At 61.8% G+C, this 23,642-nt stretch carries 22 protein-coding genes; 12 read left to right on the forward strand and 10 right to left on the reverse strand.

The genetic code is table 11. The features are described from left to right. Window positions 1-41: 41 nt before the first annotated feature. The 4 genes from ABXR19_RS14430 to ABXR19_RS14445 form a co-directional block, all read right to left on the reverse strand. Window positions 42-1,349, reverse strand: coding sequence for a Ni/Fe hydrogenase subunit alpha (locus tag ABXR19_RS14430; RefSeq protein WP_354601842.1), 1,308 nt, complete (start codon window positions 1,347-1,349; stop codon window positions 42-44). A 224-nt stretch (window positions 1,350-1,573) separates the two neighbouring features. Further along, entirely contained in the window at window positions 1,574-2,365 is a 792-nt protein-coding gene (locus ABXR19_RS14435; RefSeq protein ID WP_354601843.1) for an NADH-quinone oxidoreductase subunit B family protein, read from the reverse strand. A gap of 2 nt (window positions 2,366-2,367) precedes the next feature. After that, window positions 2,368-3,198 carry an FAD/NAD(P)-binding protein gene (locus ABXR19_RS14440; RefSeq protein WP_354601844.1) on the reverse strand — a complete coding sequence of 277 codons (831 nt, stop codon included), beginning with the start codon at window positions 3,196-3,198 and terminating at the stop codon, window positions 2,368-2,370. Continuing rightward, window positions 3,195-4,346: a 4Fe-4S dicluster domain-containing protein gene (locus tag ABXR19_RS14445; RefSeq protein WP_354601845.1), complete on the reverse strand. Its 1,152-nt coding sequence runs from the start codon at window positions 4,344-4,346 to the stop codon at window positions 3,195-3,197. The genes ABXR19_RS14440 and ABXR19_RS14445 overlap by 4 nt, the downstream gene beginning before the upstream one ends. A 117-nt stretch (window positions 4,347-4,463) precedes the next feature. Here ABXR19_RS14445 and ABXR19_RS14450 point away from each other — a divergent pair, with 117 nt between their 5' ends. Both ABXR19_RS14450 and ABXR19_RS14455 read left to right on the forward strand, forming a co-directional pair. Next, a complete protein-coding gene (locus ABXR19_RS14450; RefSeq protein WP_354601846.1) occupies window positions 4,464-4,619 on the forward strand; it encodes a HypC/HybG/HupF family hydrogenase formation chaperone in 156 nt (51 codons plus the stop codon). Window positions 4,620-4,829: 210 nt separating this feature from the next. Further along, a complete protein-coding gene (locus ABXR19_RS14455) occupies window positions 4,830-5,393 on the forward strand; it encodes a Kae1-like domain-containing protein (protein ID WP_354601847.1) in 564 nt (187 codons plus the stop codon). A 5-nt stretch (window positions 5,394-5,398) separates the two neighbouring features. Here ABXR19_RS14455 and ABXR19_RS14460 read toward each other — a convergent pair whose 3' ends face one another. Beyond that, a complete protein-coding gene (locus ABXR19_RS14460) occupies window positions 5,399-6,601 on the reverse strand; it encodes an ABC transporter substrate-binding protein (RefSeq protein ID WP_354601848.1) in 1,203 nt (400 codons plus the stop codon). A gap of 176 nt (window positions 6,602-6,777) precedes the next feature. Here ABXR19_RS14460 and ABXR19_RS14465 point away from each other — a divergent pair, with 176 nt between their 5' ends. The 3 genes from ABXR19_RS14465 to ABXR19_RS14475 all read left to right on the forward strand — a co-directional run bounded on the left by ABXR19_RS14465 (window position 6,778) and on the right by ABXR19_RS14475 (window position 8,355). After that, window positions 6,778-7,374, forward strand: coding sequence for an AIR synthase related protein (locus tag ABXR19_RS14465; RefSeq protein ID WP_354601849.1), 597 nt, complete (start codon window positions 6,778-6,780; stop codon window positions 7,372-7,374). Next, on the forward strand, window positions 7,358-7,519 hold the full coding sequence (locus ABXR19_RS14470) for a hypothetical protein (protein WP_354601850.1): 162 nt from the start codon (window positions 7,358-7,360) through the stop codon (window positions 7,517-7,519). Before ABXR19_RS14465 ends, ABXR19_RS14470 begins: the two co-directional genes overlap by 17 nt. Before the next feature lie 260 nt (window positions 7,520-7,779). Further along, window positions 7,780-8,355: a hypothetical protein gene (locus ABXR19_RS14475; protein WP_354601851.1), complete on the forward strand. Its 576-nt coding sequence runs from the start codon at window positions 7,780-7,782 to the stop codon at window positions 8,353-8,355. A 127-nt stretch (window positions 8,356-8,482) separates the two neighbouring features. Here ABXR19_RS14475 and ABXR19_RS14480 read toward each other — a convergent pair whose 3' ends face one another. Together ABXR19_RS14480 and selD are read right to left on the reverse strand one after the other, a co-directional pair. After that, window positions 8,483-9,064 carry a DUF4124 domain-containing protein gene (locus tag ABXR19_RS14480; RefSeq protein WP_354601852.1) on the reverse strand — a complete coding sequence of 194 codons (582 nt, stop codon included), beginning with the start codon at window positions 9,062-9,064 and terminating at the stop codon, window positions 8,483-8,485. Between the two features lie 59 nt (window positions 9,065-9,123). Beyond that, window positions 9,124-10,164: a selenide, water dikinase SelD gene (gene selD, locus ABXR19_RS14485; RefSeq protein ID WP_354601853.1), complete on the reverse strand. Its 1,041-nt coding sequence runs from the start codon at window positions 10,162-10,164 to the stop codon at window positions 9,124-9,126. A gap of 12 nt (window positions 10,165-10,176) precedes the next feature. On the opposite strand from selD, the gene mnmH reads away from it, so the two are divergent. Then, entirely contained in the window at window positions 10,177-11,235 is a 1,059-nt protein-coding gene (gene mnmH, locus ABXR19_RS14490; RefSeq protein WP_354601854.1) for a tRNA 2-selenouridine(34) synthase MnmH, read from the forward strand. Next, the gene (locus tag ABXR19_RS14495; protein ID WP_354601855.1) at window positions 11,232-11,726 is read left to right on the forward strand and encodes a hypothetical protein; all 495 of its coding nucleotides are present in this window, start codon (window positions 11,232-11,234) and stop codon (window positions 11,724-11,726) included. The genes mnmH and ABXR19_RS14495 overlap by 4 nt, the downstream gene beginning before the upstream one ends. A 121-nt stretch (window positions 11,727-11,847) precedes the next feature. Here ABXR19_RS14495 and ABXR19_RS14500 read toward each other — a convergent pair whose 3' ends face one another. Next, a complete protein-coding gene (locus ABXR19_RS14500) occupies window positions 11,848-12,501 on the reverse strand; it encodes a nucleotide-binding protein (protein ID WP_354601856.1) in 654 nt (217 codons plus the stop codon). A gap of 478 nt (window positions 12,502-12,979) precedes the next feature. Here ABXR19_RS14500 and ABXR19_RS14505 point away from each other — a divergent pair, with 478 nt between their 5' ends. Together ABXR19_RS14505 and ABXR19_RS14510 are read left to right on the forward strand one after the other, a co-directional pair. Then, complete coding sequence (locus ABXR19_RS14505; protein WP_354601857.1) at window positions 12,980-15,145, forward strand: glycosyl hydrolase family 28 protein; 2,166 nt, start codon at window positions 12,980-12,982, stop codon at window positions 15,143-15,145. 369 nt (window positions 15,146-15,514) lie between these two features. Further along, complete coding sequence (locus tag ABXR19_RS14510; RefSeq protein WP_354601858.1) at window positions 15,515-16,291, forward strand: toll/interleukin-1 receptor domain-containing protein; 777 nt, start codon at window positions 15,515-15,517, stop codon at window positions 16,289-16,291. A gap of 324 nt (window positions 16,292-16,615) precedes the next feature. Here ABXR19_RS14510 and ABXR19_RS14515 read toward each other — a convergent pair whose 3' ends face one another. Further along, on the reverse strand, window positions 16,616-18,025 hold the full coding sequence (locus ABXR19_RS14515) for an SH3 domain-containing protein (RefSeq protein ID WP_354601859.1): 1,410 nt from the start codon (window positions 18,023-18,025) through the stop codon (window positions 16,616-16,618). After that, the gene (locus tag ABXR19_RS14520) at window positions 18,022-19,290 is read right to left on the reverse strand and encodes an SPFH domain-containing protein (RefSeq protein WP_354601860.1); all 1,269 of its coding nucleotides are present in this window, start codon (window positions 19,288-19,290) and stop codon (window positions 18,022-18,024) included. Before ABXR19_RS14520 ends, ABXR19_RS14515 begins: the two co-directional genes overlap by 4 nt. 374 nt (window positions 19,291-19,664) lie before the next feature. Between ABXR19_RS14520 and ABXR19_RS14525 the strand changes: the two genes are divergently transcribed. From ABXR19_RS14525 to ABXR19_RS14535, 3 genes are all read left to right on the forward strand, one after another. Further along, window positions 19,665-20,384: a response regulator gene (locus tag ABXR19_RS14525; protein ID WP_354601861.1), complete on the forward strand. Its 720-nt coding sequence runs from the start codon at window positions 19,665-19,667 to the stop codon at window positions 20,382-20,384. Further along, window positions 20,384-22,462, forward strand: coding sequence for a sensor histidine kinase (locus ABXR19_RS14530; protein WP_354601862.1), 2,079 nt, complete (start codon window positions 20,384-20,386; stop codon window positions 22,460-22,462). The genes ABXR19_RS14525 and ABXR19_RS14530 overlap by 1 nt, the downstream gene beginning before the upstream one ends. Before the next feature lie 288 nt (window positions 22,463-22,750). Next, window positions 22,751-23,590: a hypothetical protein gene (locus tag ABXR19_RS14535; protein ID WP_354601863.1), complete on the forward strand. Its 840-nt coding sequence runs from the start codon at window positions 22,751-22,753 to the stop codon at window positions 23,588-23,590. Window positions 23,591-23,642 lie beyond the last annotated feature (52 nt).

Below are 23,642 nucleotides of genomic sequence, written 5' to 3' on the forward strand. Positions count from 1 at the left end.
CGCCCATCACGACTTGCGACTCGCGACTTGCGCCACACGACTCACGCCCGAGTCACCGTGAGCTTGAGAAAATGCGTCGAGCATGACAGACACGGGTCATAGTTGCGGATGACTTTCTCGCACAGATCACGCAGCGCGTCGTCAGGATGCTCCAGACCGAAATGTTCGACGGCAGTGTGCAGGTTCTGCTCCAGCCGGGCCTGATTCTGCGAGGTGGGTGGGATCATGGTGGCCGTCTTCACGCGACCATCGCTGCCGAGTTCGAAACGGTGGTAGATCATGCCGCGCGGGGCTTCAGTGCAGTGGTGGCCGATGCCGGCACGCGGCGTGAAATCCTGCCAGGGCCGGGTCGGCAGTTTGTAACGCTGCAGGATGCTCAGCGTATCGACAATCGCCAGATAGCATTCCAGCGCACGCGCGGCGACGTTCATGAACATGTTGCGCGAGGGGAATCTGAGGCCCAGATCGCGGGAAAAATCCTGAACCTCCAGCGGCAGGCGGTCGAAATTCAGGTTCATGCGCGCCAGCGGGCCGAGGAAGTAGCTCTGCCCGCCCATCATCGAGTAGTGCGCGGTGGAGTGCGCAACCTGGTGCTCCTTGAAGTGCGTCGGATAGTCGGAAAAATCGATATCCAGACCTCGATTCGACACCAGCTGGCCTTCGTTCAGCCCGTATTCGCGCGGATGGCGGATCGCCACGCTGACGAAATCCTGTTCATCCACCGGGCGCGGCAGACTGACGGCCCAAGCGGCGAATCCGCGCACCATGTCACGCGCGGCCAGCAACTTGTCAACCAGATCAGCGACTTCGTGTTTCGGCGGCGCACGGTGGAAACCGCCGACGCGCAGGCCGATCGGATGCACCGAACGCCCGCCGAGCAGGCGCAGCATGTCATTACCCAGGCCCTGCAATTGCATGCCGCGCTTCACGTCGTCCGGAAAGCGCGTGGCCATCTGCAGCGCGTCAGCAAAGCCGAGAAAATCCGGCGCGGCAAACAGGTTGATGTGCAAGGCGTGGCTCTGCAGCCATTCACCGTAATAGATCACCCGGCGCATGCCATGCACCCAGGGATTTTCGGGCACGCCGAAGATCTTCTCCATCGCACGGATCGAGGTCATCTGATAGGCAATCGGACAGACGCCGCAGACGCGCGCGGCGATGTGCGGCACCTCGGTGTAGTCCTGGCCTTCGAGGAATTTTTCGAACAGGCGCGGCGGCTCGAAGATGCGCAGCTGCAGGGTTTCGACCTTGCCATCGCGGGCGGTGAATTCCAGCGAGCCTTCGCCCTCCACGCGGGTCAGCAGCGGCACCTGGATGTCGATATCACGGCGCGGATCCAATGTTGTCATTTCAGGCTCTCCACAAGCGAATCAAACTCCTCACGCAGGAATACCGGGGTTGCACACCCGTCCCGTTCCGGAGCCGCAAGGCCGTGCTTTGCAGAGTCGCTCTCCCACCCCCTTGTCAGCAGAGGCGCAAAGCGCCCGGCGCCAACGTATGCTCCCCTGATCAGGGGGGCTGGGGGATTTGATGGAGCGTCAAAAACTTGACACACACCCTTAGCTTTCATGATCTATTCCTCCATCCAGGGTTCGCTGCAGAACAGCTTCGCCGCGTCGCTGAAAGCTGGCGCGGCGTTGTTGATCGAGGCGAACTTGCGCAGCACCTGTTCCTGCGAAAGGCCGAGGCCCATCAGACGCCGCCCGAAGCTGCCGACATTGATGTTCTCGGCCGGGCCGTAGCAGGTGTAGCAGGGCGCGCCGAAGCTCGGGCACAGCGCGCCGCAGCCCGTGCGCGTGACCGGCCCCATGCAGGCGGCGCCCTGCGTGACCATGATGCAGTTGTTGCCACGCCGTTTGCATTCCTGGCAAACCTTCTCGCGCTGGATTTGCGGCGGCACGCCGAACAGGAAAGAGCGGATCGCGGCGAGCATCTGGCGCACGCTGACCGGGCAGCCCCACAGCTCGAAATCCACCTTGACGTAATTGGCGATGGCACCCGAAGTGGACAACGAGTGAATGAACTCCGGCTTGGCATACACCGAGCGCATCCACTCGGCCGTATCGGCGTTGTTGCGCAACGCCTGGATGCCGCCCGAGGTGGCACAGGCGCCCATGGTGATGAGGAATTTGCTGTGCTCGCGAATCCTGGTCAGGCGCTCCACATCGTGCGGTGTGGTGATCGAGCCCTCGATGAAGGCGATATCCACCTCGGTGGTCTCGGGCAACACGTGGCCCACCTCGGCCATGTGCACGATGTCGACCAGCTTGGTCAGCTCGATCAGTTCGACCCCCATATTCACGAAGGCAAGCTGACAACCGGAACAGGAGGCGAATTTGTGAATGGCAACGCGTGGTTTGCTCATGATCAGTACCCCTTCACGCGCATCAGTTCAGCCACTTCAGGCCAGCGAAAAATCGGCCCGTCCTTGCACACGAAATGCGCGCCGAGCTGGCAGTGGCCACAGTGGCCGACGGCGCACTGCATGTTGCGCTCCAGCGATACGTGAATGGCCTCGCCGGGCACGCCGAGTTCGACCAGGGTGCGGGCGGTATCGGCCATCATCGCGTCCGGCCCGCACATCATCACCACGCAGTTGTGCTTGTCGTATTGCGCCTCGTCCAGCAGCACGCTGACACGGCCCAGTTGCCAGTGCGGCCAGCGTGTCTTGTCGCGCGAGGCGGTGAGCAGCACCTGCGTATCCGGCAATTCGCGCCAGGCATCGTACTGCGGCTCCCACAGGCCTTCATTGCGGTGGCGCACCGACTGCATGATGACCAGGCGGCCGTAGTCGGCGCGCTGGCTCACCACATGTTTGATGGATGAGGTGACCGGTGCGCAGCCCAGGCCCGCAGTCACGAACACGACATCCTTGCCTTTGGCCTGATCCAACGGCCAGGCGCTGCCAAAGGGCCCGCGCACGCCGACGTGGGTGCCCAGCGGAAGCTCCATCATGGCCTTGGTGACGCGGCCGACTGCGCGGATGGTATGCAGCAGGAATTCGCCGTCGTTCGACATCACCGAGATCGCCACCTCGCCCACGCCATACAGATACAGCATGTTGAACTGGCCGTGCCTGAAGCTGTAGCTGTGCGCCACATCCGGGTCGGTAAAGCGCAGCTTCCAGGTGAAGATGTCGGGGGTTTCCTGGGTGCGCTCGACGATCTCGGCTTCCCATGGGAGATAGCAATTTGTCATTGCGCCGCCTCCGATCCGTCTACGCGCGGAATGTCGATTTCAGGCGCTTCGGCCTGACCCAGGATGATGTTGGCCTCCGCCACGAAATCAATGCCGGCCGGGCACCAGGTGGTGCAGCGCCCACAGCCAGTGCAGCCGATGCGCCCATATTGCGGCACCCAGTTGAAGAGCTTGTGCGTCATCCACTGCCGATAACGCTCGCGTGTGCCGTGCCGCACGACTTCGCCGACGATGTAGCTGTGATCCTCGTTGAAACAGGAGTCGGCATCGCGCCAGTGCTCGGTGCTTTTGCCGTCCAGCGCGGGCACTTCGAATTCGCGATGACAGAAACAGGTCGGGCACACCGCCGTGCAGTTGCCACAAGACAAGCAGCGATCCGCGATCCTGGTCCAGCGCGCGCTCTCCAGATGCTCGCCGAGGCGCGCCAGATCTGGCGCTGCAGGCAAGGCCCGCTGTTGACCGCGCGCTTGCTGCAGCTGCGCCCAGGCAGCTTCGCGCTGCGCTGTGGAGGCGGGTTCCAGCGGCAGATCGGCGACAATCACCGCACCACGCGTACTGCCCACGCGCAGCAGGTAACCGTCCTCCAGTTCATCCAGCAGAATGTCATAGCCGCCAACCACCTCCGGCCCGTCGCCAGTGGAGGCACAGAAACAGGTGGCGGCGGCGTGACTGCAATTCACGGCGACCAGCAGCAGCTTCTCGCGCCGCGCCTGGTAATAGGGATCGACAAACTTGCCACGCAGGAAGTGGGCATCTTGCAGATCCAGCGCGGCCAGATCGCAGGCGCGCACGCCGAGGATCGCGGTTTTTCCGGCATCGCGCTCCACGGCCTCGAAATGCATGCGCCCTTCCTTGCGCACTGCGCGCCAGAGCTTTTCGCGCGGGGCATAGACAAAGGATTTGATCGCCGAGGCGGTATTGACCCAGGCAAAGTAGCGCGGCGAACCGGTTTTCTCCAGCCGGTAACGGCCCGGCTCCTGGCGGTCGTGGAGACCTTGCGGCAGGTCTTCGACGCCATCGATTTCGCGATAGACCAGACCACCCTGCCCGGTTTCTTCGCGCGGGCCGATCACGCGGTAACCCGCATCGCGGATTGCCTCGATCAAGCCGGCCAAGGCGGCGCGGGGGAAATATTGCATGTCACTCATCAGCATGCTCCTCTATCAGCGTACTACTCACGCTAGAGTCCCGGTAAGCGATAGCAAGCCCTATCGGGAAGACCTTTGAGCTGATCGTAAATCCTTCGCCATAATGACTGCCGAAACATGCCCATCCGGCCTGAGTGGGTAAGCAAAAAAAAGGGTGACGAGATGTGTCTGGGCATGCCGATGCAGATTCTGAGCATTCATGGCGACCGCGCCATCAGCGAGGCGCTGGGCGTGCGCCGCGAGATCGGCCTCGCCTTGCTGCCCCAGCCCTGACCAGCGGCGGGCGATTACGTGATGGTGCATGTGGGCTACGCCGTCTAATGCATCGACGCGGCTATTGATACCGAATCCCATGCCCTGTGGCAAGCCATGCAACAAGGGGATGCCAGTGCATGAGCTGAGCCTGTGCCGCGCCCTGATCGCCAGCGCCGAAAGCGAACGGACCAAGGGGTCGAGCCTTGCGCGCGCTGCAGGTCAGCGTTGGTGCGCTGTCGGACTGCGAGCCGGAGATGCTCGCCCTGGCATGCGCAGATCGAGCTGCTGCACACGGCTTGGCAGCGCGGCCTCAACAGCCTGCAAACCAGCACCATCGGCCAACTCTTCGACGCGACCGCCTTGCTTGATGCGTACCAGGAGGCCAGCTTTGAGGGTGAGGGGCCAATGCGCCTGCAGGCACTGGCGAAAACCGTGGCGAACGGACCATGCCGGCCGATTCACTGGCAGCACACGGGTGATCTGTGGGAGCTGGACTGGCAGCCCTGGCTGGACGGCTTGCTGAACGAACAGATCCCCACCGCCCATCGCGCCTGGGCATTGCACGATGCGCTGGCAAGGGCTGCTTCGGAACTGGCTTGCAGGCTTGATCTGCAGGCAGGCACAGCGTTGGGCGGCGCCGGTGGGGTGTTTCAGAATAGCCTGCTTGCAGAACGCCTGTGGGAGCGTTTTCCCGGCCTGCAGCTATCCCAGCGCCAGCCCGCCTATGATGCGGGCATGGCCCTGGGGCAGCTCATGGAATGCCTGGCGCTCGATCACAAGGAAACGCCATAAGCATTTCAACGACGGATCCGCGTCATCTGCGAACTGGCTTCGTCACCCGGATAGGCGTAAGCCAGTTTCTGGTTGCGCACCTCGGCCATGATCACCTGGAAGTCACTGATCGCCTCGTGATCGTCATACGCAAAGGGACGGCTGAAGCGCGCCACCACAGTCGAGCGGGACTGGGTATCGAGCGATTCCAGCGCGTGCTGAATCCTCTCGCCCGTCGCGCCATTGGCCTGATAGATCGCCAGAAAGATCAGGCGCAGGGCGTCGTAAGTCTGCGCCGCGGCCACCGCCGAGGGGATCGTCGTCACCTTGTTGATGCGCCGATAGGCTGCGCCAAATTCATAACGCGCGCCGCGTCGCTCATCCTCGATGAAGGTCACCGCCGCGCGGGCGCCCTCGCCCGCCGGGCCGGCCTGCTCGATAAAAGCCTGCTGCGACATGGTCCAAGTGCCGACCAGCGGCACGGCCCACTTCATCTTTGTCGTGCCACGCGCAATCGCCGCGGCCTCACTGGCTTGGCCATACACCAGCACCGCCTTGGCGCCGGCCTCCTTGGCCCGCGCCAGCTGCGCACTCATATCCTGATCCCCCAGCTTGAAACTGTCGATGAGCGCGGGTTTCAAACCCTGCCCCTCCAGCACCTTCAGCAGGTTCGCCTTGCCGGATTCACCATACGGGCTGACCTCGTGCAACACGGCAATCGAAGTAATCTTGCGCCGCTCGACCACATCCTTGACCATCGCCTGAGTCTGCAGCAGGTCGCGCCCGGCGAGCCTGAAAATGAAATTCTGCGTCCCCATGGCCTGCTCGGGCATCCTGGTAATCTCGCCGCCATCCGCCGCCGACACGATCAGCGGCACGCGGGCTTGCTGAAACAAGGGCGCCACCTTCGTTGCCACACCGATATTGGCAAAACCGACAACCGCGACCACCCTCTCCTTTTCGATCAGCTCGCGGGCCATTTTCACACCCACGTCCGGCGAGGCCTGATCGTCACGCTCCACCAACTCGATATTCCGCCCCAACACACCACCGAGACGATTGACCTCTTCGGCAAACACGCGGGCACCGCCGCGAATGCTCTCGCCCATCTCGGTGGAGGATTTGCCGGAAAACGGACCGATGACGCCGATGCGGATCGGTGCGGCTTGTTGCGCCAGCGCCAAGCCCGAAAAACTCAAAAACAATACGGCAACAGTCAGTTTGAACATATGTATTTACCCCGAAATAAAACGGAGATGTGTGCCGCGTAGCGGAAAGCCCGTCTACCGGTAAACCCGCACCAATATTGACTGTGCAAGCTCCCACCTCACTAATATGGACTTATGATGTGACGCCCTTGAAGTTCGTCGCAAACCCTTTCATCGCCGACAAGAGGCCACACTCGATGCAATACGAATACATTCGACTGGCCTATGGCAACGGCGGCAAGCTGATGCGGGATTTGCTGGAAAATCTGGCTTTTCCGGCGCTCGGCTGCCGCGAATCCGGCACCGACGGAAGCGCACTCAAGCCGGACGGACGGGTGCCGATCATGGCCAGCGACGGCTTCACCGTACAGCCATTGATCTTCCCCGGCGGCAACATCGGCAGCCTCGCCGGGCATGGCACGCTCAACGATCTGGCCGTGTCCGGCGCCGAGCCAGCCGCGCTGACCTTCAATCTGATTATCGAAGAAGGCTTCGCTCTGAGTGATCTGCGCACGATTCTCGAATCAGCCGGCGCGACTGCACGCGTCGCCGGCGTACCCATTGTGGGTGGCGACACCAAAGTAGTGCCGCGCGGTCAGGGCAGCGGCATCGTCATCGCGAGCACCGGTCTGGGCTGGCGCGAGGCCGGCAGCACGCTGGACATCCGCAGCGTGCAAGCCGGCGATGCGGTACTGGTCAGCGGCCCGGTCGGCGATCACGGCGCCACCGTGCTGATGGCGCGCGAAGAATTCGGCCTCTCCAGCGATCTCATCTCGGATGCCGAAAGCATCTAGCCGCTGGCGCAACCACCCGCAAGGCGCACAGGCTGCGCGCATCGGCACGCTGGTAAGCGGTGGCTGCGTCACCCTCGCTACGACGCTCGGCGGGCAACGCTTCATCGGCGAGCTGAGTGAAGATCCCTTACCCAGAATCTGTTGAGAAACCTCAAAAAAAACCTGCCCCAAAAGGCAGGCAAGGCCACTGATCCGGCCCAGCCCTACGTCGGGCGAAACCTGCGGTATACCCGCACGCTGAACGCGGCTAATAGCCTTACCGATGGCAGGTCGCGCACTTCACACCGACGGCATCATCTGTCACTGCGAAAACGCCGAATCCCCTTCGGCCTGACGCGAACGCGCGCCAGATCCTTATCAGGATCACGGCGCTTATCCCGGAATGAACCATTCGAAGGAAATCCCATGAATCTCCGCAAACCCTTGCTGGCTGTTGTTATTGCCCTGGCTTTTAGTGGTCTTGCTCAAGCTGGCGAACTGATGTCCGCCTCATTCACCAGCGACAAAGTTTTCGTCCCGGCCTTCAAGGCCCTGCCCACGGACGCCAGCAAGCCCTTCTTCGCCGTAACCTTCGGCGAGCCGAAAGTGGAAGCCGGCAAACTCGTGCTGGCCAACGGGCGTGTCACCCTGGGCGCCGTCGGTGACGCCTCTGGCGCCATCGCCGAATCCACTGCAGCCACCCGTCCGGATGGCGTGCTGGATCTGAGCAAGCCCTACAAGATCACCGTCAAGATCAGCGAAGCCAGCACCGTCATTGCCGGCAAGGACACCTTCTTCATCTATGTAAACAACAGCACAGCCAAGATGGTTCAGTCCCCGCTGGGCGAGGCCTCGGTAATCGTGCGCGCGCCGATTAGCGAACTCAAAGCCGGCGACAACGTGTTCAACGCCACGCTGGGTGACGCCAAATCCTTCTTGCAGATCCGCGCCGAGTCCGGCGCCGCGCTGAAGATTGAATCGATCAAGGTCGAGTCAATCTGAGCTTTGCTGCAGGCGTAAAAAAACCGGCGCAAGCCGGTTTTTTTACGCCTGCCTGAAGACCCGCATCCATATTGGCTCTACAGCACACCCCCGCCATCAACAAGGCAGGGCGAGGTTCTTCAGGCCGTTACTTCTTTTCAGGCACCACTCGCTTCAAGGTCGATTCACGCTCTCTGACGGGTGCAGACTGCCGGCTGTCAGGGGCTTTCGCTCCTGGCCGGTTCGAAGGCCTAATCGGCGGCTGACTCCAGCCGGGAATGACGACAGGAGCGGGCGCATAGGTTCTCCCCGCCTGCCCATAGAGCTGTGCATCGACCTCGTTTTCACAATTGCTACCGCGGTTCTGTCGGCACAGATCGATCGCCCGCTGGCGCGCCTCAGCCCGTGCAACAGCATCCGGATCGGCGGGCGCGGCAGGCGCTTCAGGTTTGATGCTAATACCGCCACTGCGCACACCTTCCTCGCGCGCTTCCGGCTCCGGCTTGGCTTTGACCGGAGCAGGCGCCGCTGCTGGAGCTGACGCAGCAGGCGGCGGCACCACCATCGCCGGCACCACCATCACGCCGCCCGACACTTTCTTGGTCTTGGCTTCCTTGGGCGGCGCATCGCCATACTGGATCTTGCCATCGGCATCCACCCACTTGTAAATCTCGGCCTGCGCACCCAGCGCCAAACCACTCAAAGCCAGCAGCAACACAATCCGCTTCATGCAATATCTCCTCATCAGGCCCCGTTCCGGGAGCCTATCCCGATTACTCCGGCATCAATTTACACCAGCGTCACGACCGGCGCACCTTCGGCGAATTCACCAATAACACCCGCCGCCCCGAAACCGTTGTCGTGGAACAGGCGCAGCACTTCGTCGGCGACCGACGGCGCGCAACTCACCAGTAAACCACCACTGGTTTGCGGATCGGTCAGCAGGTTCTGCTGCCAGTCGGCAAAGCCTGTCGGCAAGTTCACCGACGCGCCGTACGCCGTCCAGTTGCGCGGCGAAGCGCCGGTGCGGATGCCGTCGCGCGCAAACGCCTCGGCGATGGCGATGCGTGGCACTTTGGCGAAATCCACGCGCGCCGTCAGCAGGGAGCCACGACAGATTTCGAGCAGATGCCCGGCCAACCCGAAACCGGTGACATCGGTCAGCGCATGAACATCCGGCAATGCGGCCAGCGCCGGGCCGACGCGGTTCAGCTGGGTGGTGTGGCGAATCATTTCGGCATAGCCGGCCGCGTCCAGAATGCCCTTCTTCAGTGCCGCGCTGAGCACGCCTACGCCCAGCGGCTTGCCGAGAATCAGCACATCACCGGCACCCGCATCGGCGTTGCGCCGCACGCGGTCCGGATGCACCAGCCCCAGCGCGACGAGACCATAGATCGGCTCCAGCACATCGATAGAATGCCCACCGGCAATCGGGATGCCGGCTTCGCGGCACACACTGGCGCCGCCTTCCAGCACCTTGCCGATCACCTCCAGGGGCAGCTTGTCCAGCGGCATGCCGACAATCGCCAGCGCCATGATCGGCGTGCCGCCCATGGCATACACATCTGAGATCGCATTGGTCGCAGCGATCCGGCCGAAGTCATACGGATCATCGACGATGGGAGTGAAAAAATCGGTGGTGGCGATCAGCGCCTGACTGTCGTTCAAGCGGTACACCGCCGCGTCATCCGAGGTTTCGATGCCCACCATCAACTCCGGCGGAATGATCCCTTGCGGTGCGCGCGAGAGGATATCGGCGAGCACGCCGGGAGCAATTTTGCAGCCACAGCCGCCACCGTGGGAGAATTGCGTCAATCTGATTTCTTGCATAGTCCAATCCTGATGTCCAAAGCCGTGGTGACCCTAGCAGATATCTCGCAATTCGACGAGATCATCGATGTGCGCTCGCCCGCCGAATACGCCGAAGACCGCATTCCCGGCGCGATCAACCTGCCGGTACTCGACGACGAACAGCGCGCGCTGATCGGCACCCTGTACAAACAGCACTCGCCCTTCGAGGCGCGTCGCCTCGGTGGCGCACTGGTCGCCGAAAACATCGCGCACCACCTCAAGACCACCCTGGCCGACCGCCCGAAAAACTGGCGGCCGCTGCTCTACTGCTGGCGTGGCGGCATGCGCAGTGGCTCCTTCGTGACCTGGATGCGTCTGGTCGGCTGGCAAGCCTGTCAGCTTGAGAACGGCTACAAGACCTGGCGCCAGCACGTCATCGACGAACTCGCCGCGATTCCCGCCAGGCTTGACCTGCACGTGCTGTGCGGACCCACCGGCAGCGCCAAGACCGCCGTCCTCACCGCCCTGAGCGCACAAGGCGCGCAGGTGCTCGATCTGGAAGGGATTGCCGCACACAAGGGCTCGGTGCTCGGCGGCCTGCCCGATCAGGGTCAGCCGGCGCAGAAATGGTTCGAGACCTGCGTACAGCAAACCATCAGCCGTTTCGATCCGGCTCGCCCGGTCTTCGTCGAAGCCGAAAGCCGCAAGATTGGTGCGATCTTCGTGCCCGAAGCGCTGATCGCCCGCATGCGTGCCGCGCCCTGCATCGAAATTGCCGCCACCCGCGACGCGCGTATCGAATACCTGCTGCGCGATTACGCCTGGCTGGGCGAAGAGCCCGCGCAACTGGTCCGCAAACTCGGCTACCTCAAAGGCATCATCGATAACGAATCGCTTGCGCGCTGGCAAGCCTGGGCCAGCGAACGCGCCCTGCCTGCGCTGTATGCCGAACTCATCGACAAGCATTACGACCCGCTCTACACCCGCTCGCAGAACCGCAACTTCACCCGCTTCGATGCGGCGGGGCGTTTCAGCACGGACGACCTTTCCGAGGCTGGCGTCGACACGCTGGCCACCACCATTTTCGAATCAACCCGGAGCATCCCTTGAGCAAACCCAGCAGAAGACCCTCGCGCCAGAACCGCACATCCCTGAATCCGCAGAATCTGCCGAACTACCAGCGCCGGCAGCCCGCCCGCGCCCTCCTGACCCTGATCTTCATCCCCGTGCTGGTCTGCGCCCTCGCCGCCTGGAGCCACCCTCAGTATCGCGTCACCCTGTGGGTGATCAGCACCATGCTCACCATCGGCGCCCTGCTGTTCTCCTCGCTGAGCATCGAAGTCAGCGCTGACACCCTGCGCTGGCGCTTCGGCCCCGGCATCGTCCGCAAACAAGTCGACCTGAAAGACATCGCCAGCGTCGAGATGACCCGAACCACCTGGCTCGAAGGCTGGGGCATTCACTACACCAAGCGCGGCTGGCTCTACAACGTATCCGGGCGCAATGCCGTTCTGGTCACGCAAAAAGACGGTACGCGCTTCATGCTCGGCAGCAACGACGTCATCGGGCTGTGGGAAGCGCTGCAGAACCGGATCGGCTGAGCGCCAACATGTTTAGCCGTGAAAACAGCCACTCTGCAGAGCCCCACCCCGCCTGCCTGTGCAGGCATGCAGACTGAAGAACCAAGCTGGTAGCGGCTCTTCAGGCTGTCAAAAACGAGATCTAATCCAGCGTTTGCGGCAGACGCAAACCCAGCCATTCTTCAATCGCCACCCACTGCGCCAGATCCTTGGCCACACGCGACGCCGCCACGTCAAACAGCGTCATGCCGTGCGCGGCCAATTGCACGTAGTTCTGCGTGTCGCGCAGACAGGTGATCAGCGGCAGGCCGGTGGTTTCGATGAAGCGCAGAAACTCCTCGGCCGAGCGCGAACGCTCATGCACGCGCATGCCGATCAATCCTACTGGCACGCCGCGCGCCGCCTTCATTTCGGCCAGCTCAGCGAAGAAGGATTGTGTCGCCAGAATGTCGAACATCGACGGCTGCACAGGCACCAGCACGCGATGCGCAAGCTTCAGACATTCCTTCAGCTTGTCGCCATGCAGCGCCGCCGGCGTATCCAGCACGATGTGCGTCATATCACGCGGCGGCTTGACCGCATTGCCCAGCGCAATCTCCCAGGAATGAATCTTCGGCAACACCGCCGGCCGCCGCGCCAGCCATTGCCGCGAGGACTGCTGCCGATCCACATCGCCCAGCATCACCTGCGTATCACCGCCAGCCAGCCCCCGCCAGGCCAGCAGGCCCGCCAGATTGGTGGCCAGCGTGCTCTTGCCGACGCCGCCCTTGGGGTTCGCTACGAGACAGACTTGCATTGTTTTCTCCTGATTCACTGAATGAGTGCGCCGGTCTGAGGTGAAATCCTGCGCTAGCGCCGACGCCGCGCCACCCTACACCATAGCCGCCGTCCCGGCTTGCCGAAAACAGCCTGATCGGGCCGGGCAGCAACGAGCATCTCCAAACTCAGCCGTACAGGGCGATTGATCCAGACGGCGCCATGCCATCAGCCCGGCGTGACGCCGCTACCACTAAAGCAATAACTCAAGACGCTTGACAGCCGGGGCATCCTTACCTAGCCTGCAAAATTCGCCAACATCAATGTAAGTATTTGTCTTACAAAGACGTATCGAAACAAATGCCTACGAAGCAAGACAAGGGGCTGACGATCCTGCGTTTCAGGCGCGGTAGCAAGACAGATGAGAACGATTCAAGGCTGGATGCTGGCGCACGACACCGCCCAGACCCGGACTCGCTTTCTCGCGGCAAGCACAACAAAAATCAGGAGACAAACAGATGCACACCAGACTACTCGGCGGCTTGGCCGCTCTACTGCTGACGGCCAATGCCTACGCCGCCACCGACTACCCGGCCGGCTATACCAAGTGCGCCCAGGTCGGCACCGCCTGCAGCATGACGGGCACGCGCAATGTGGCCCTGGGTAAATCCGGCCTCTTTGTCTATGCGACGCAGACGGGCAACTTCACCTGCTCGCTGTCCGCCTTTCCGGCTAACAGCTTCACAACGTCTGCCTGGTGTTCCGTGGGTCCGGTGACGAGCAGCTCCAGCAGCTCATCGAGCTCCAGTTCTTCCTCAAGCTCTTCCAGTTCCTCCAGTTCTTCCTCCAGCTCCTCGTCATCCAGCAGCAGTTCTTCGAGCGGCTCTTCAAGCTCCTCCAGCAGCTCTTCTTCCAGCTCGTCCTCCAGCTCCTCCTCCGGCGGCAGCGCCAGCGCGCCGCAGAACGTGGCCGTGCCGCCACTGGCATTTGAAGACACCCACATCACCGTGGCCTGGGAAAAACCCACCAGCGGCAGCCCCAGCGGCTATCGCGTGTATGCCAACGGTACGCTCAAGGGCACCGTCAGCAAGATCTCCTGGCCTTCCGGCATCACCAATCAGCAGCTCTATTACGACATCACCGGCCTTGCCCCCAGCACCAGCTACGCGCTGAGCGTGCGCGCCGTGGATAGCGCCGGCAACGAATCTGCCGACAGCAACGTCGTCAGCCAGAGCACCACCGCCACGCCGACCACGCTCAACGTCACCACCTACGGCGCCGTCGGTGATGGCACTACGCTGAACACCAAGACGATCCAGAACGCGATCAACGCCTGCCCGGTGGGTGGCAAGGTGCTGATCCCGAGCGGCACCTTCAAGAGCGGCGCGCTCTATCTGAAGAGTGACTGCACCTACCAGATCGACGGCGTGCTGCTCGGCTCGGATGCGGCGGCCGACTACGAGTGGGGCAACAACCGCTTCCCCATCTACGGCACCACCGGCTTCGGCACGATCAAGTACCCGACCAACTACAAGGCACTGCTTAACACCTGCGGCTACTACGCCGACTGGTCGGCCCGTACCGGCTACGTGGCGGACAACCTCTGCGTGGGCATGAAAAACATCCGCATCACCGGCTCCGGCACCGTGCAAGGCAGTAGCGGCTCATCGGCGGATAGCGCCAACAGCGGCTACTACCTGTCGACCCTGGCGCACAACCAGCGTGCTGCTCAGGGCGGTGACAACGCCACGGGGGATCCGGCGCGTGCCGACCTGCTCAGTCTGACCGGCGTGAATGGTCTCTACGTCTCCAAGCTGAAGTTCACCGTCCCGCCGGACCACATGCTGTTCATCGCGCGCTCCAGCAACATCACCGTGGCCAACATCAACGCCAACTCCTGGCCTGCCGCCAGCAGCAAGGGCATCCACAATGGCGACGGCATCGATCTGTCGACCGCCTACGCCAGCGCGCTCACCGCCAGCGGCCCGGTCGGCCTGCTGCCGACCAATGCCTGGATCTTCGGCTCGACCTTCGACAATGGGGATGACTGCATCAACCTCAACGCCGGCACCAGCGCACCGGGCGTCACCGCCGCCACCCCGCTCAACGGCGCGAAGATCTTCAACAACTACACCCTGCACGGTCACGGCGGCGTGGTGCTCGGCAGCTTCACCGCGGCCGGCTTCAAGAACATTGCCATCACCGAGAACACCTTCAACGGCACCGAAATCGGTCTGCGTTTCAAAACCGGCAAGAACCGTGGCGGCGGCATCGCCCCGCTGGGCACGGGCGACTTCGGCGTGCGCGCGGTGGACAACAAGGTCAACGCCATCCTTGACGATGCCATCGTGATCATGGCCTCCTACGCGGACTCCACCTTCGCCGACGCACCTACGCCTGGCCACTTCCACGACATCACCATCAACGGCCTGACCGGCTCGGTGGGCAGCAGTGCCTACGGCGCCGAAACCAGCGGCAACACGGGCTCCGAGCACTACAACATCAACTTCACCAACGTGAACATCACCGGCGGCAAAGGCTTCGTGCTCAATGGCATCAAGGGCAGCGCCCCCAGCACCATGTTCAGCAACGTCACCAGCTCGGCCGGCAGCTTCACCTATGCCAGCAGCCTGCTGACCAGCACGAACTTCGCCAGCTGCTCGCCGACACCGACCGGCAAGTAAGCGTTCCAGTGTGCAAGTGAAAGGCGCAGCCCGCGGGCTGCGCCTTTTTCATGGGGGATAGCGTCTGAAGCGGGCCACCGGATTGAAATCACCCATGCCGGAAAGGCGCGTCCAGCAAGCCTAGGCACGCGAGCAGGCCAGAGAGTGGCTTCCTGTGGGCTTGTGTGGGGATGCATCCTGCAGATGCAAGCTGCGCGCGGCGCTCAGGGCAGCCTTATACGCGCAAGATAGCGAACCAAAGTCCATTCCAAACCAAAGTCAAAAACTGATGGCTCGTATTTTTTGGGATAAAACGGGGAACATGCGACGGACACCGTATGCGGCATACAATGGATCGCAACGCGACCTTATAGTCACTAGGAGGATCTCTTGAGCAGTATTTTCTTAAGTCACGCACACGAAGACAAAGCATTCGCAAGAAAACTTGCGACCGATCTTCGTTTAGCTGGTCATGCTGTTTGGATCGACGAAGCTGAAATAAACATCGGCGACTCTCTGATTGAAAAAATCAGAGAAGGTCTTGAACAAGTGGATTACGTAGCTGCGATTCTATCCAGCGCATCAATTGACAGTCCGTGGGTAACGCGCGAGCTGGATATCGCCTCAAACAGAGAGATTGAAGAAGGCCGAGTGCTTGTACTCCCTCTACTTCTTGAGAACGTTGTTCTACCAGGCTTTCTGAAAGGGAAGTTTTATGGCGACTTTACCAATGCAGACGGATACAAAGAAAAACTAGATTTACTACTCAGGGCAATCGGTAACAGCACGCCAGTCAATCGACCATCACCAGATGAGCTGACCAACTTACATGCTGAATTAAACTCTGTTCGCAATGCTGTGACACAGCATAAAGCTGCACTAGAAACACATCAACGAATCGCTTTGTCCGGCAAAAGCGAAAAGTTGAAAGCTGCAATCACTAAGGCAAATATAAAATTTCCAATGCACGCCCCCATCAACGTATCGCATGCGTTTGAGGTACTTGGATCGACAGTCACACTGGATTATTTACTATGGTCCATTGCAAAATCAGAAAGAAAAGGCGGACACGTACTTGAAGCCATGCTTTCTATGGATAACAAGTGGCCACTCGTCGAGTCAATGCTATCCGCGTACGATGACTTGCTATCAGCTGCTGGTGACTAACCTACGCCGGGTAATGAATCGTTCATCAGATCAACGAAAACCCCAAGGCCAAGCCCAAACGGCTCCTTCCCCCTTGCAGGGGGAAGGTTGGGATGGGGGTTGTCACGTTCAACAAGGACAGCCCTCGGCTTGACGTTTTTACCCCCACCCTCGCCCTCCCCCTTGAAGGGGGCGGGAATGTTCGGGCCTGCCGATTCCTGCACTTAAAGGCTCTTGCCCCTCAGCACAAAGCCACGCAAACACCTGCCTGAAGACCCGCATCTCGCCTTGCTCCGCAAGCATGCATGCCGAAGAAGCCCACCCCGCGAGCCTCTCCAGCCACCCTCACCGCAAACTCAGCGTCATGCGTTTCCAGCTCGGGTCTTGCCAGCGGTAGAAGGGCGTCAGGGATTCCGGCTTGTCGGCCCAGCGTTCGACTTGCAGACTATCCAGACTCATCAGCTCGAAGCTCTTTTTGTAGCGACCCTCGACGCGCACTTCGCGTGCCGTGAGCATCTGTTTGCCGCCCGGCACCCAGCCGGCGAAGTCGATGTAGCCGATGTCCGGGCCGTTAGCGGACGGCGGGATCACCTCAACGAACCAACCGTCTGCGCCCTTGCGGAACAGCCACAGTTCGCGCCAGGTATCGAGCGTCTGCACCGCCAGTGCGAGCATGGTGTGCTGCGGGTTGGGCGCGGCGGAAGCGGGATAGACGAAGCCATAGGTGCAGCGCTCGAAAAGTGCTGCCTTCTGTTTCGCTTCGACGAGTTGCACGCAGGTCTCGCCGGGCTGGCCGGGACGAGTCGTCACGCTCAGCGTGGACACGGCGCGCGCGGCATCGCTGGCGGCCCAGCGCACTACGCCAGCGCGGGTAGCGGCGTCGCTGTAGCTGTTGGCGTCGTCTTCGGTCAGCTCGCTCTTGTTGATCGCGGCCAGACTCTCGATGGCGCGGTTCGCGGTTTCCTGCGGCGCTTCGCCGCGCCTTTGCTGCTGGTAAGCGATGGCCGAAAGCACGCCGGCGCGGCGCATAAAGATGCGGTTCTTCACATGCTCCGGCAGCTTGGCCGTCTCCACCCGGCCGAGCACTTCGATGCGCCAGGCATCCAGCGTGGCGCGCTGGCTAGGGGTGAGATCCGGGCTGACGCATTCGTGCCGCGTCAATGCCAGCGCAGCGCGAGCCTTGAGCAGCGGCGCGCTTTGCGGCTGGGCCAGCACGCGGCGAAAAGCCTCGCCGTCGTAACAGATCTGCACGCGGCCTTCGCGCTCGAAACTCGTCATGCCTACGCCATAGGCCGCCGCCACTTCGAGTTGCGCTGCGGTACGTGCGTCACTCGCCTTGTCGCCGCGGCTGGATGAGGCGCGCCGAGCCAGCCGGTCGGCCATGGTGCCCAGCGCATCGAAGGCCTCCGGACCGATCTGCGCCGGCTCTGCGGCCTTGAGGAAGGCGGCCGCGTAGCCGATGCCCAGCGCCTCCTGCCCCGGCGTATCGCGCACGAAATTCATCACCGCCAGCATCTGCGGCGCGGCGGCCGGCGTCAGCTCCATCTGCCGCGCCTGATTGACGCGGATGTAGCCGCCACGCTCGCGGCGGTGGTCCCAGACCTGCAGGAAGTCGCCCTTCTCGCCGCGCACCTCCAGACTGTCGCCCTGCCAGAGCTGGGCCTGTTGCTGGGCGGAATCACGCGGCGCGGCGCGCAGCGCCACCTGATCCTGAGTGACGATGGCGAGGGCCAATGCTGTGGCAGCAAACATCATTCAACTCCTTGTTCAGCAACTTGCGGTGCTTGAGCTGGCTGGCTGTTGCCGAGCAGGTTGGCGCCGATAAAGCCATTGGTATTCGGCGGGGCGATGATCACCTGGATCTTGTCGGAAAGCTTGTCGGCCATGGTCTTCTGGATCAGCAGCGGGTGCCTGGTGATCAGCGCGCCGTCGCGTTCCATCTGCGCGCTGGACGCCTTGCCCATCACCTCGACGCGATAGGCATCGGCCTCGGCCAGTTTCTGGCGCGAGAAGGCTTCGCCACCGGCTTCGATCTTGCGCGCCTCGGCACTGGCTTCAGCCCCCTTGATGCGCGAAATTTTCTCGGCATCGGCTTCGAGCTGGCGCTGCTGGATCTGCTTCTCCTTGAAGGGCAGCACATGCTTCATGGATTCGGCCTGCGCCTTGGCGGCGATGATCTGCTCGTTACCGGCGGCCTCTGCAGCGCGTTCGCGGCGCACCGCATCAGCCTGACTTTCCAGCTCGGTCTGCTTGACCCGTTTTTCCTTCAATTCGAGGGTGTAGCGCATCTTCTGGGTTTCCAGTTCCTCGTTCAGCAGCTGATCCAGACCGCGCCGGTAATCGGCAGGCAGATCCACCTTGCCCATCATCACGCCGCGCAGCAGGATGCCGTCGGCGGCCAGCTTGGGCTTGAGTTCCGCCTCAATCTGCTGCTGGATTTCGGCACGCTTGGTCGAGAAGATTTCACGCACGGTGTAGCGCGTGAAGGTCTTGTAGATCACGCCCTGCACTTCCGGCTCGACCACTTCGGCGCCAATGTCGGCGGGCAGCTTGCGCACCGTGCTGGCAATCCGTGTCGGGTCCAGCGCATAACGAATCGTCAGATCCACGCCCAGCGACATGCCCTCGACCGACTGAAAAGGCGCCGGGCCATCGGCCTGCGCACTGCGCTCGGCGCGATATACCTGATCGTGCAGCGGGTAGGTCTGCAGGCGATGCAGGCCGGGAAGCACGAGCAGCGAGCCATCGGTGACTTCAGTGATCGAGCCGGTCAGCTGATTCACACGCAGACCGACTTCGCCGCGCTCCACCTTGCCCAGCGGCGGATGCTTGACGAGGGCATAGCCGGCCGCACCGACCAGACTGATGATCAGCACCGGGCGCACAGCACGGCGCAGACTGGCGCCCGCCCCCAGTACCACCGGACCGAGCGACTCGCAAGCCGGGCCGGCCTTGCGGGAAAAACGGCTAAACGCGATGCGCAGGCTGCGGGTCAGGGTGTTCAGGCGGGGCAGTTCCATGATGTTCTCCAGATTCAGGTGAGTAGGTGGCGGCGTTTGCTTTGCCGTGACTGAATCATGGTGGCGGCGCTGGCGAGCACTCAATCCCGCCGCCGGGCCTCTTGCTTCCGGCCCCGGAAGAAACACTCACAGCAGCGCGTATGAATCCGGGCTGGAATGCAGGGATAATCCATATGGAGTCACAAGCTTCTGTGGCTCCGATGTTGTAGGGCGGACTTCAGTCCGCCGCCACGCTCGGAGTGCGACTGAAGTTGCACCTACGGGGTGGGCGGGTTCGGCTTGGGTTTGTAGGGCTGACTTCAGTCAGCCTGCCATACGTGGCGTGCGACTGAAGTCGCACCTACGAAAATTCGCGATACACGCAGGAGAACCCGATGTTCAAAGTAGCCGTGATCGAAGACGACCTCCCGACCAGCAATCAGCTCAAAAGCTGGATCGAGGCGGCCAGGCCGGAGATCCGCGTCGACCAGTGGTTTTCGCGCGACGAAGCCGAGGCGGCGATTGCCCGCGAGCATTACGATGCCGTCGTGCTGGATATCGAACTGGGCCGCGAGCGCCATGCCGGCGTGGCCATCATCAATGCCATCAACAAGGCCGGCGGCGGCTCTCAGGGCACGCCCGTACTGGTCGTCTCTGCCATGCCGGCGGCGATTTACCGCAGCATCATGAAGGCGCTGGACGCCTGGGATTACCTGCAGAAAACCACCTTCGAGGAGAGCGATTTCATCGATACCTTCCTCGACATCCTGCGCACGGTGAAGACGCGCAACGGCAATCTGGAAGCCACGCCCGTCAAGCCACGCGATGATCTGTCCATCGACCCGCTACGTCAGGGCGCGACGCTATGGCGCGGCCAGCGCGTGAATCTGCCGCTCACCGCGCAGCGCATCCTGCTGGCGCTGTACGAACACAAGGGCCAGGTCGTGTCCTACGAAGACCTGTTCCAAGTGGTCAAAAGCGGGCGCAATCGCGACAACATCCGCAAACACGTCAGCACCATCCGCGAGGCCTTCCGCGAGATCGACGAAGTGTTTGATGCCATCGAGAACGTGCCCATGCGCGGCTTCCGCTGGGCCACCGAGGCGCGCGGCTGATGACGCGCACGCTCCTCGCCTGGCTCGCCTCCTTCCGCCTGCGCACAATCTTTCGCGCGATTTTCCTGCTGCTGGCCATCGCCACCGTGGCCCTGGCGCTGGCCGTGCTGCGCGAGGAAAAACAGCAGGGCTTCGAAAAGTATCAGGAAGTCTTTCACAAGACAGGCGAACAGATCGCCGCGCGCCTGCGCCACCCCACCGGCCAGCTCGCCCTGCTCAATCCGAAGTCTGGCGGCGAGCAGGTCACGCCGCTGCGCCCGCTGCTGCTGCCCTATGCCGCGCTGGATTTCGACGAACAAAACAAGGTGCGCAATGCCGTCGAGATGGCCGGCTGCATGGTTCAGTACCCGCAGGACGCCGGCCTGTGCGTCGCCGTCGGCGCCAACCCTTGGGCCGGCGCCTTCATCTATGCGGCGGGGCGTTTCGCCAGTGGCGATCTGGTCGCCCATCAATTCGGCGAACGCGATCTGTCAGTGGCGCACCGCGTGCGTGTGCATGTCACGCTGCGCGGCCAGGATTATCGCTGGCTGGCGCCCGTCGAGCTCCATGACAACGCCGAAGTCCTGCCCGGCAAGGCCCTGCGCGGACGACTCACCGGCTTCGTCGAACGGGACGATCAGGACTACGTTTACACCCGCCCTCAGCGCGATTTCCGGGGCTGGGTCTGGCAATCGGCAGCCTGCCTGCCGGGCCAGCCGGTCACGCCGGACTGCCCGCGTGAAGTGTTCTATTCGATTCGCCTGCCCATCGAATTACTGCGCGAAGATTTGATCGACAAACGCCAGCCGATCTGGCCGCCCGCTGATCTGGATGACATTCGTGTGCACCTGCAGGTGCTGGCGCCCGGCAACGAGACGGTGATTTTCGACAGCAACAGCGAAGACGCCCGCGCGCCCTTCCTGCTCGTCGATCTGCAACCCCTGCTGCTGCCCGGCGAATCATTGCGCATCCGCAAAACCGGCGACGAACGCGCGCCCGATCTGCTGCACATGATTGGTGGCGACGCCAACGCCGAGGAAATCTCGCCTGCCGCTCTCTGGCTGATTCGCCGCCTGCCGGCCGAGGCCAACGAACTCAAGCTGGAAACGCGCGAAGAGATCAGCACGCCGGTGGGCCGCTACGAACTGATCCTGAATGGCGACGTGCGCAGCGCCAACCGCATCCTCGCCGGCGTCGCCACGCGCGTCGGCTGGTTCGTCGGCGCCATGCTGCTGGCCATCTTTCTCGCCTGGTTCCTGATCGAACTGGGCATCATCCGGCGCATCGCCAGACTGACCCGCCGCGCCCAGGCCGTGCAGAAATCCATCAGCGCCGCCCACGGGCTGGAGCAGCTCAACGTCGCCGACCTGCGCGGCGGTGATGAACTGGGCATATTGGCGACTTGCCTGCACGATCTGCTGCGCCGCGTGCGCGAAGACATGAGCCGCGAGCAGATCCGCACCGAGCAGGAGAAAGACATGTGGCACGCCGTCGGCCACGAAATCATGTCACCGCTGCAATCCCTGCTGGCCCTGCACGCCGACCAGAACGACCCCGATCAGCGTTATCTGGCGCGCATGCAGCAGGCCATCCGCGTGCTCTACGGCAGCGCCTCGCCTTCCGAGGCCTTCGCCTTCTCCACCCTGCAGGCCGGGCGCGTCGATCTGGATAATTTCCTCAGCGAAATCGCCCGCAACGCCCCCAGCGCCGGCATCGTCGATGTGCATTTCGCAGCCAGCGGCAAGCCGCTATGGGTACGCGCCGACGAATATCCGCTGGAAGATGTGGTCACCCACGTCCTGAAAAACGCCGACCGCCATCGCCTGCCCGGCAGCGCCATCACGCTACGCGTAGAGGCCGACGAAAGCGCCGCGCGCGTCGTCATCCACAACAGCGGCCGACAGATTGCTGATGACATGCTCGACAAGATTTTCGAGTACGGCGTCTCCGATCAAGCCGACTCTGCCGCCCAGGGCAGCCGCGGCCAGGGCCTGTTCGTCGCGCGCACCTACATGGCCAAAATGGGCGGCACCATCAGCGCCCGCAACGTGGTCGATGGCGTGGTTTTTGAATTGAGCCTGCTACGGGCGAGTGCCTGAAGAGCCGCATTGGGCGGGCGTTTGCGGGATGACAGGCTGGGGAAGTCCGATGGGTGCGGCTCTGCGAGCAGGTCTTTCGTAGGGTGGGTTCGGAGCGCAGCGACAACCCACCGTTGGCCATCGACAGATCGTGGCGGCTTGCTTCGCCCCCCCCTACTTTGAAGAGTCGGCTCGGTGTGCCCACACAGCGTATGATTCATGCCATTGACACGAAGCGTTAGCGCGCCGAACCCACCCTACCGGACTGAGTTTTCAACCCCAATGACTACCTTGATAACGATTCTACAGATGATTCCAGATGTCATTTGGTCGGGGGTAATTGCCTCACTAATAACGATAAGCGGGGTGCTTATTTCGAACTGGAGCAACACAAACAGGTTGAAATTGCAGCTTCAACATGATGCTGCCGAAAAGACCAAAGAACGGACTGCAACACTGCGGCGCGAAGTCTATTTACGTACGGTAGAAGAGCTTGTCAAAGTGAATACTCACCTTGTGGGATTGCCGCAACTGGATCTGACAAAGATTAACCTTGGCGATGGACTCCAAGGATTCAATTCTGCAGCTGCTCGACTACAGCTTGTCGCCGAACCGAAGACCGCCGCAATTGTTAACCAGCTTCAGGCCGAGTATGGAGAATTGGTATTTGACCTGATGATTCACCTCATGCCTGCGAGCAATGCCAAAACTGACATTCAGATCGCCGATGAGATGTACTTAAAAACACAGATGGAAGTGACGCGCATCCTCTCGGAGATGACCAAACAGAACGAATCAGGGACTCCGGACCTGCGGACTTTTGAAGCTTTGCAAACAAACCTCGCGTTTCAGCAAACCCAAGCAGACAAATTTTCCGAGGAGCGCAACGCAGGATGGATTAGATTTACCGAAAGCAATTTCGCCTTTCAGCGCTTCCTTATATCAAAACTCCGCGACATCAATACCAAACACATACCTGTATTAATTGCCATCCGCCAAGATCTTGGACTTACGGGCAATCTAGATGAGATTGAAGCCCAAATGAAAGCCCAAGGCCAGCGGATGGAGTCAAAGTTTGACGAGCTCATTAGCTTCTTCAAGGCAAATGAGTCTGCCATTCAGCCAACCCCACAACAACAAATCCGTTAGCCAAGGGCGGGGCATTTAACCCGCGCGAACAGAACCAAATGGTGATGAATCA

The organism is Uliginosibacterium flavum, assembly GCF_040566545.1.
GTDB lineage: Bacteria > Pseudomonadota > Gammaproteobacteria > Burkholderiales > Rhodocyclaceae > Uliginosibacterium > Uliginosibacterium flavum.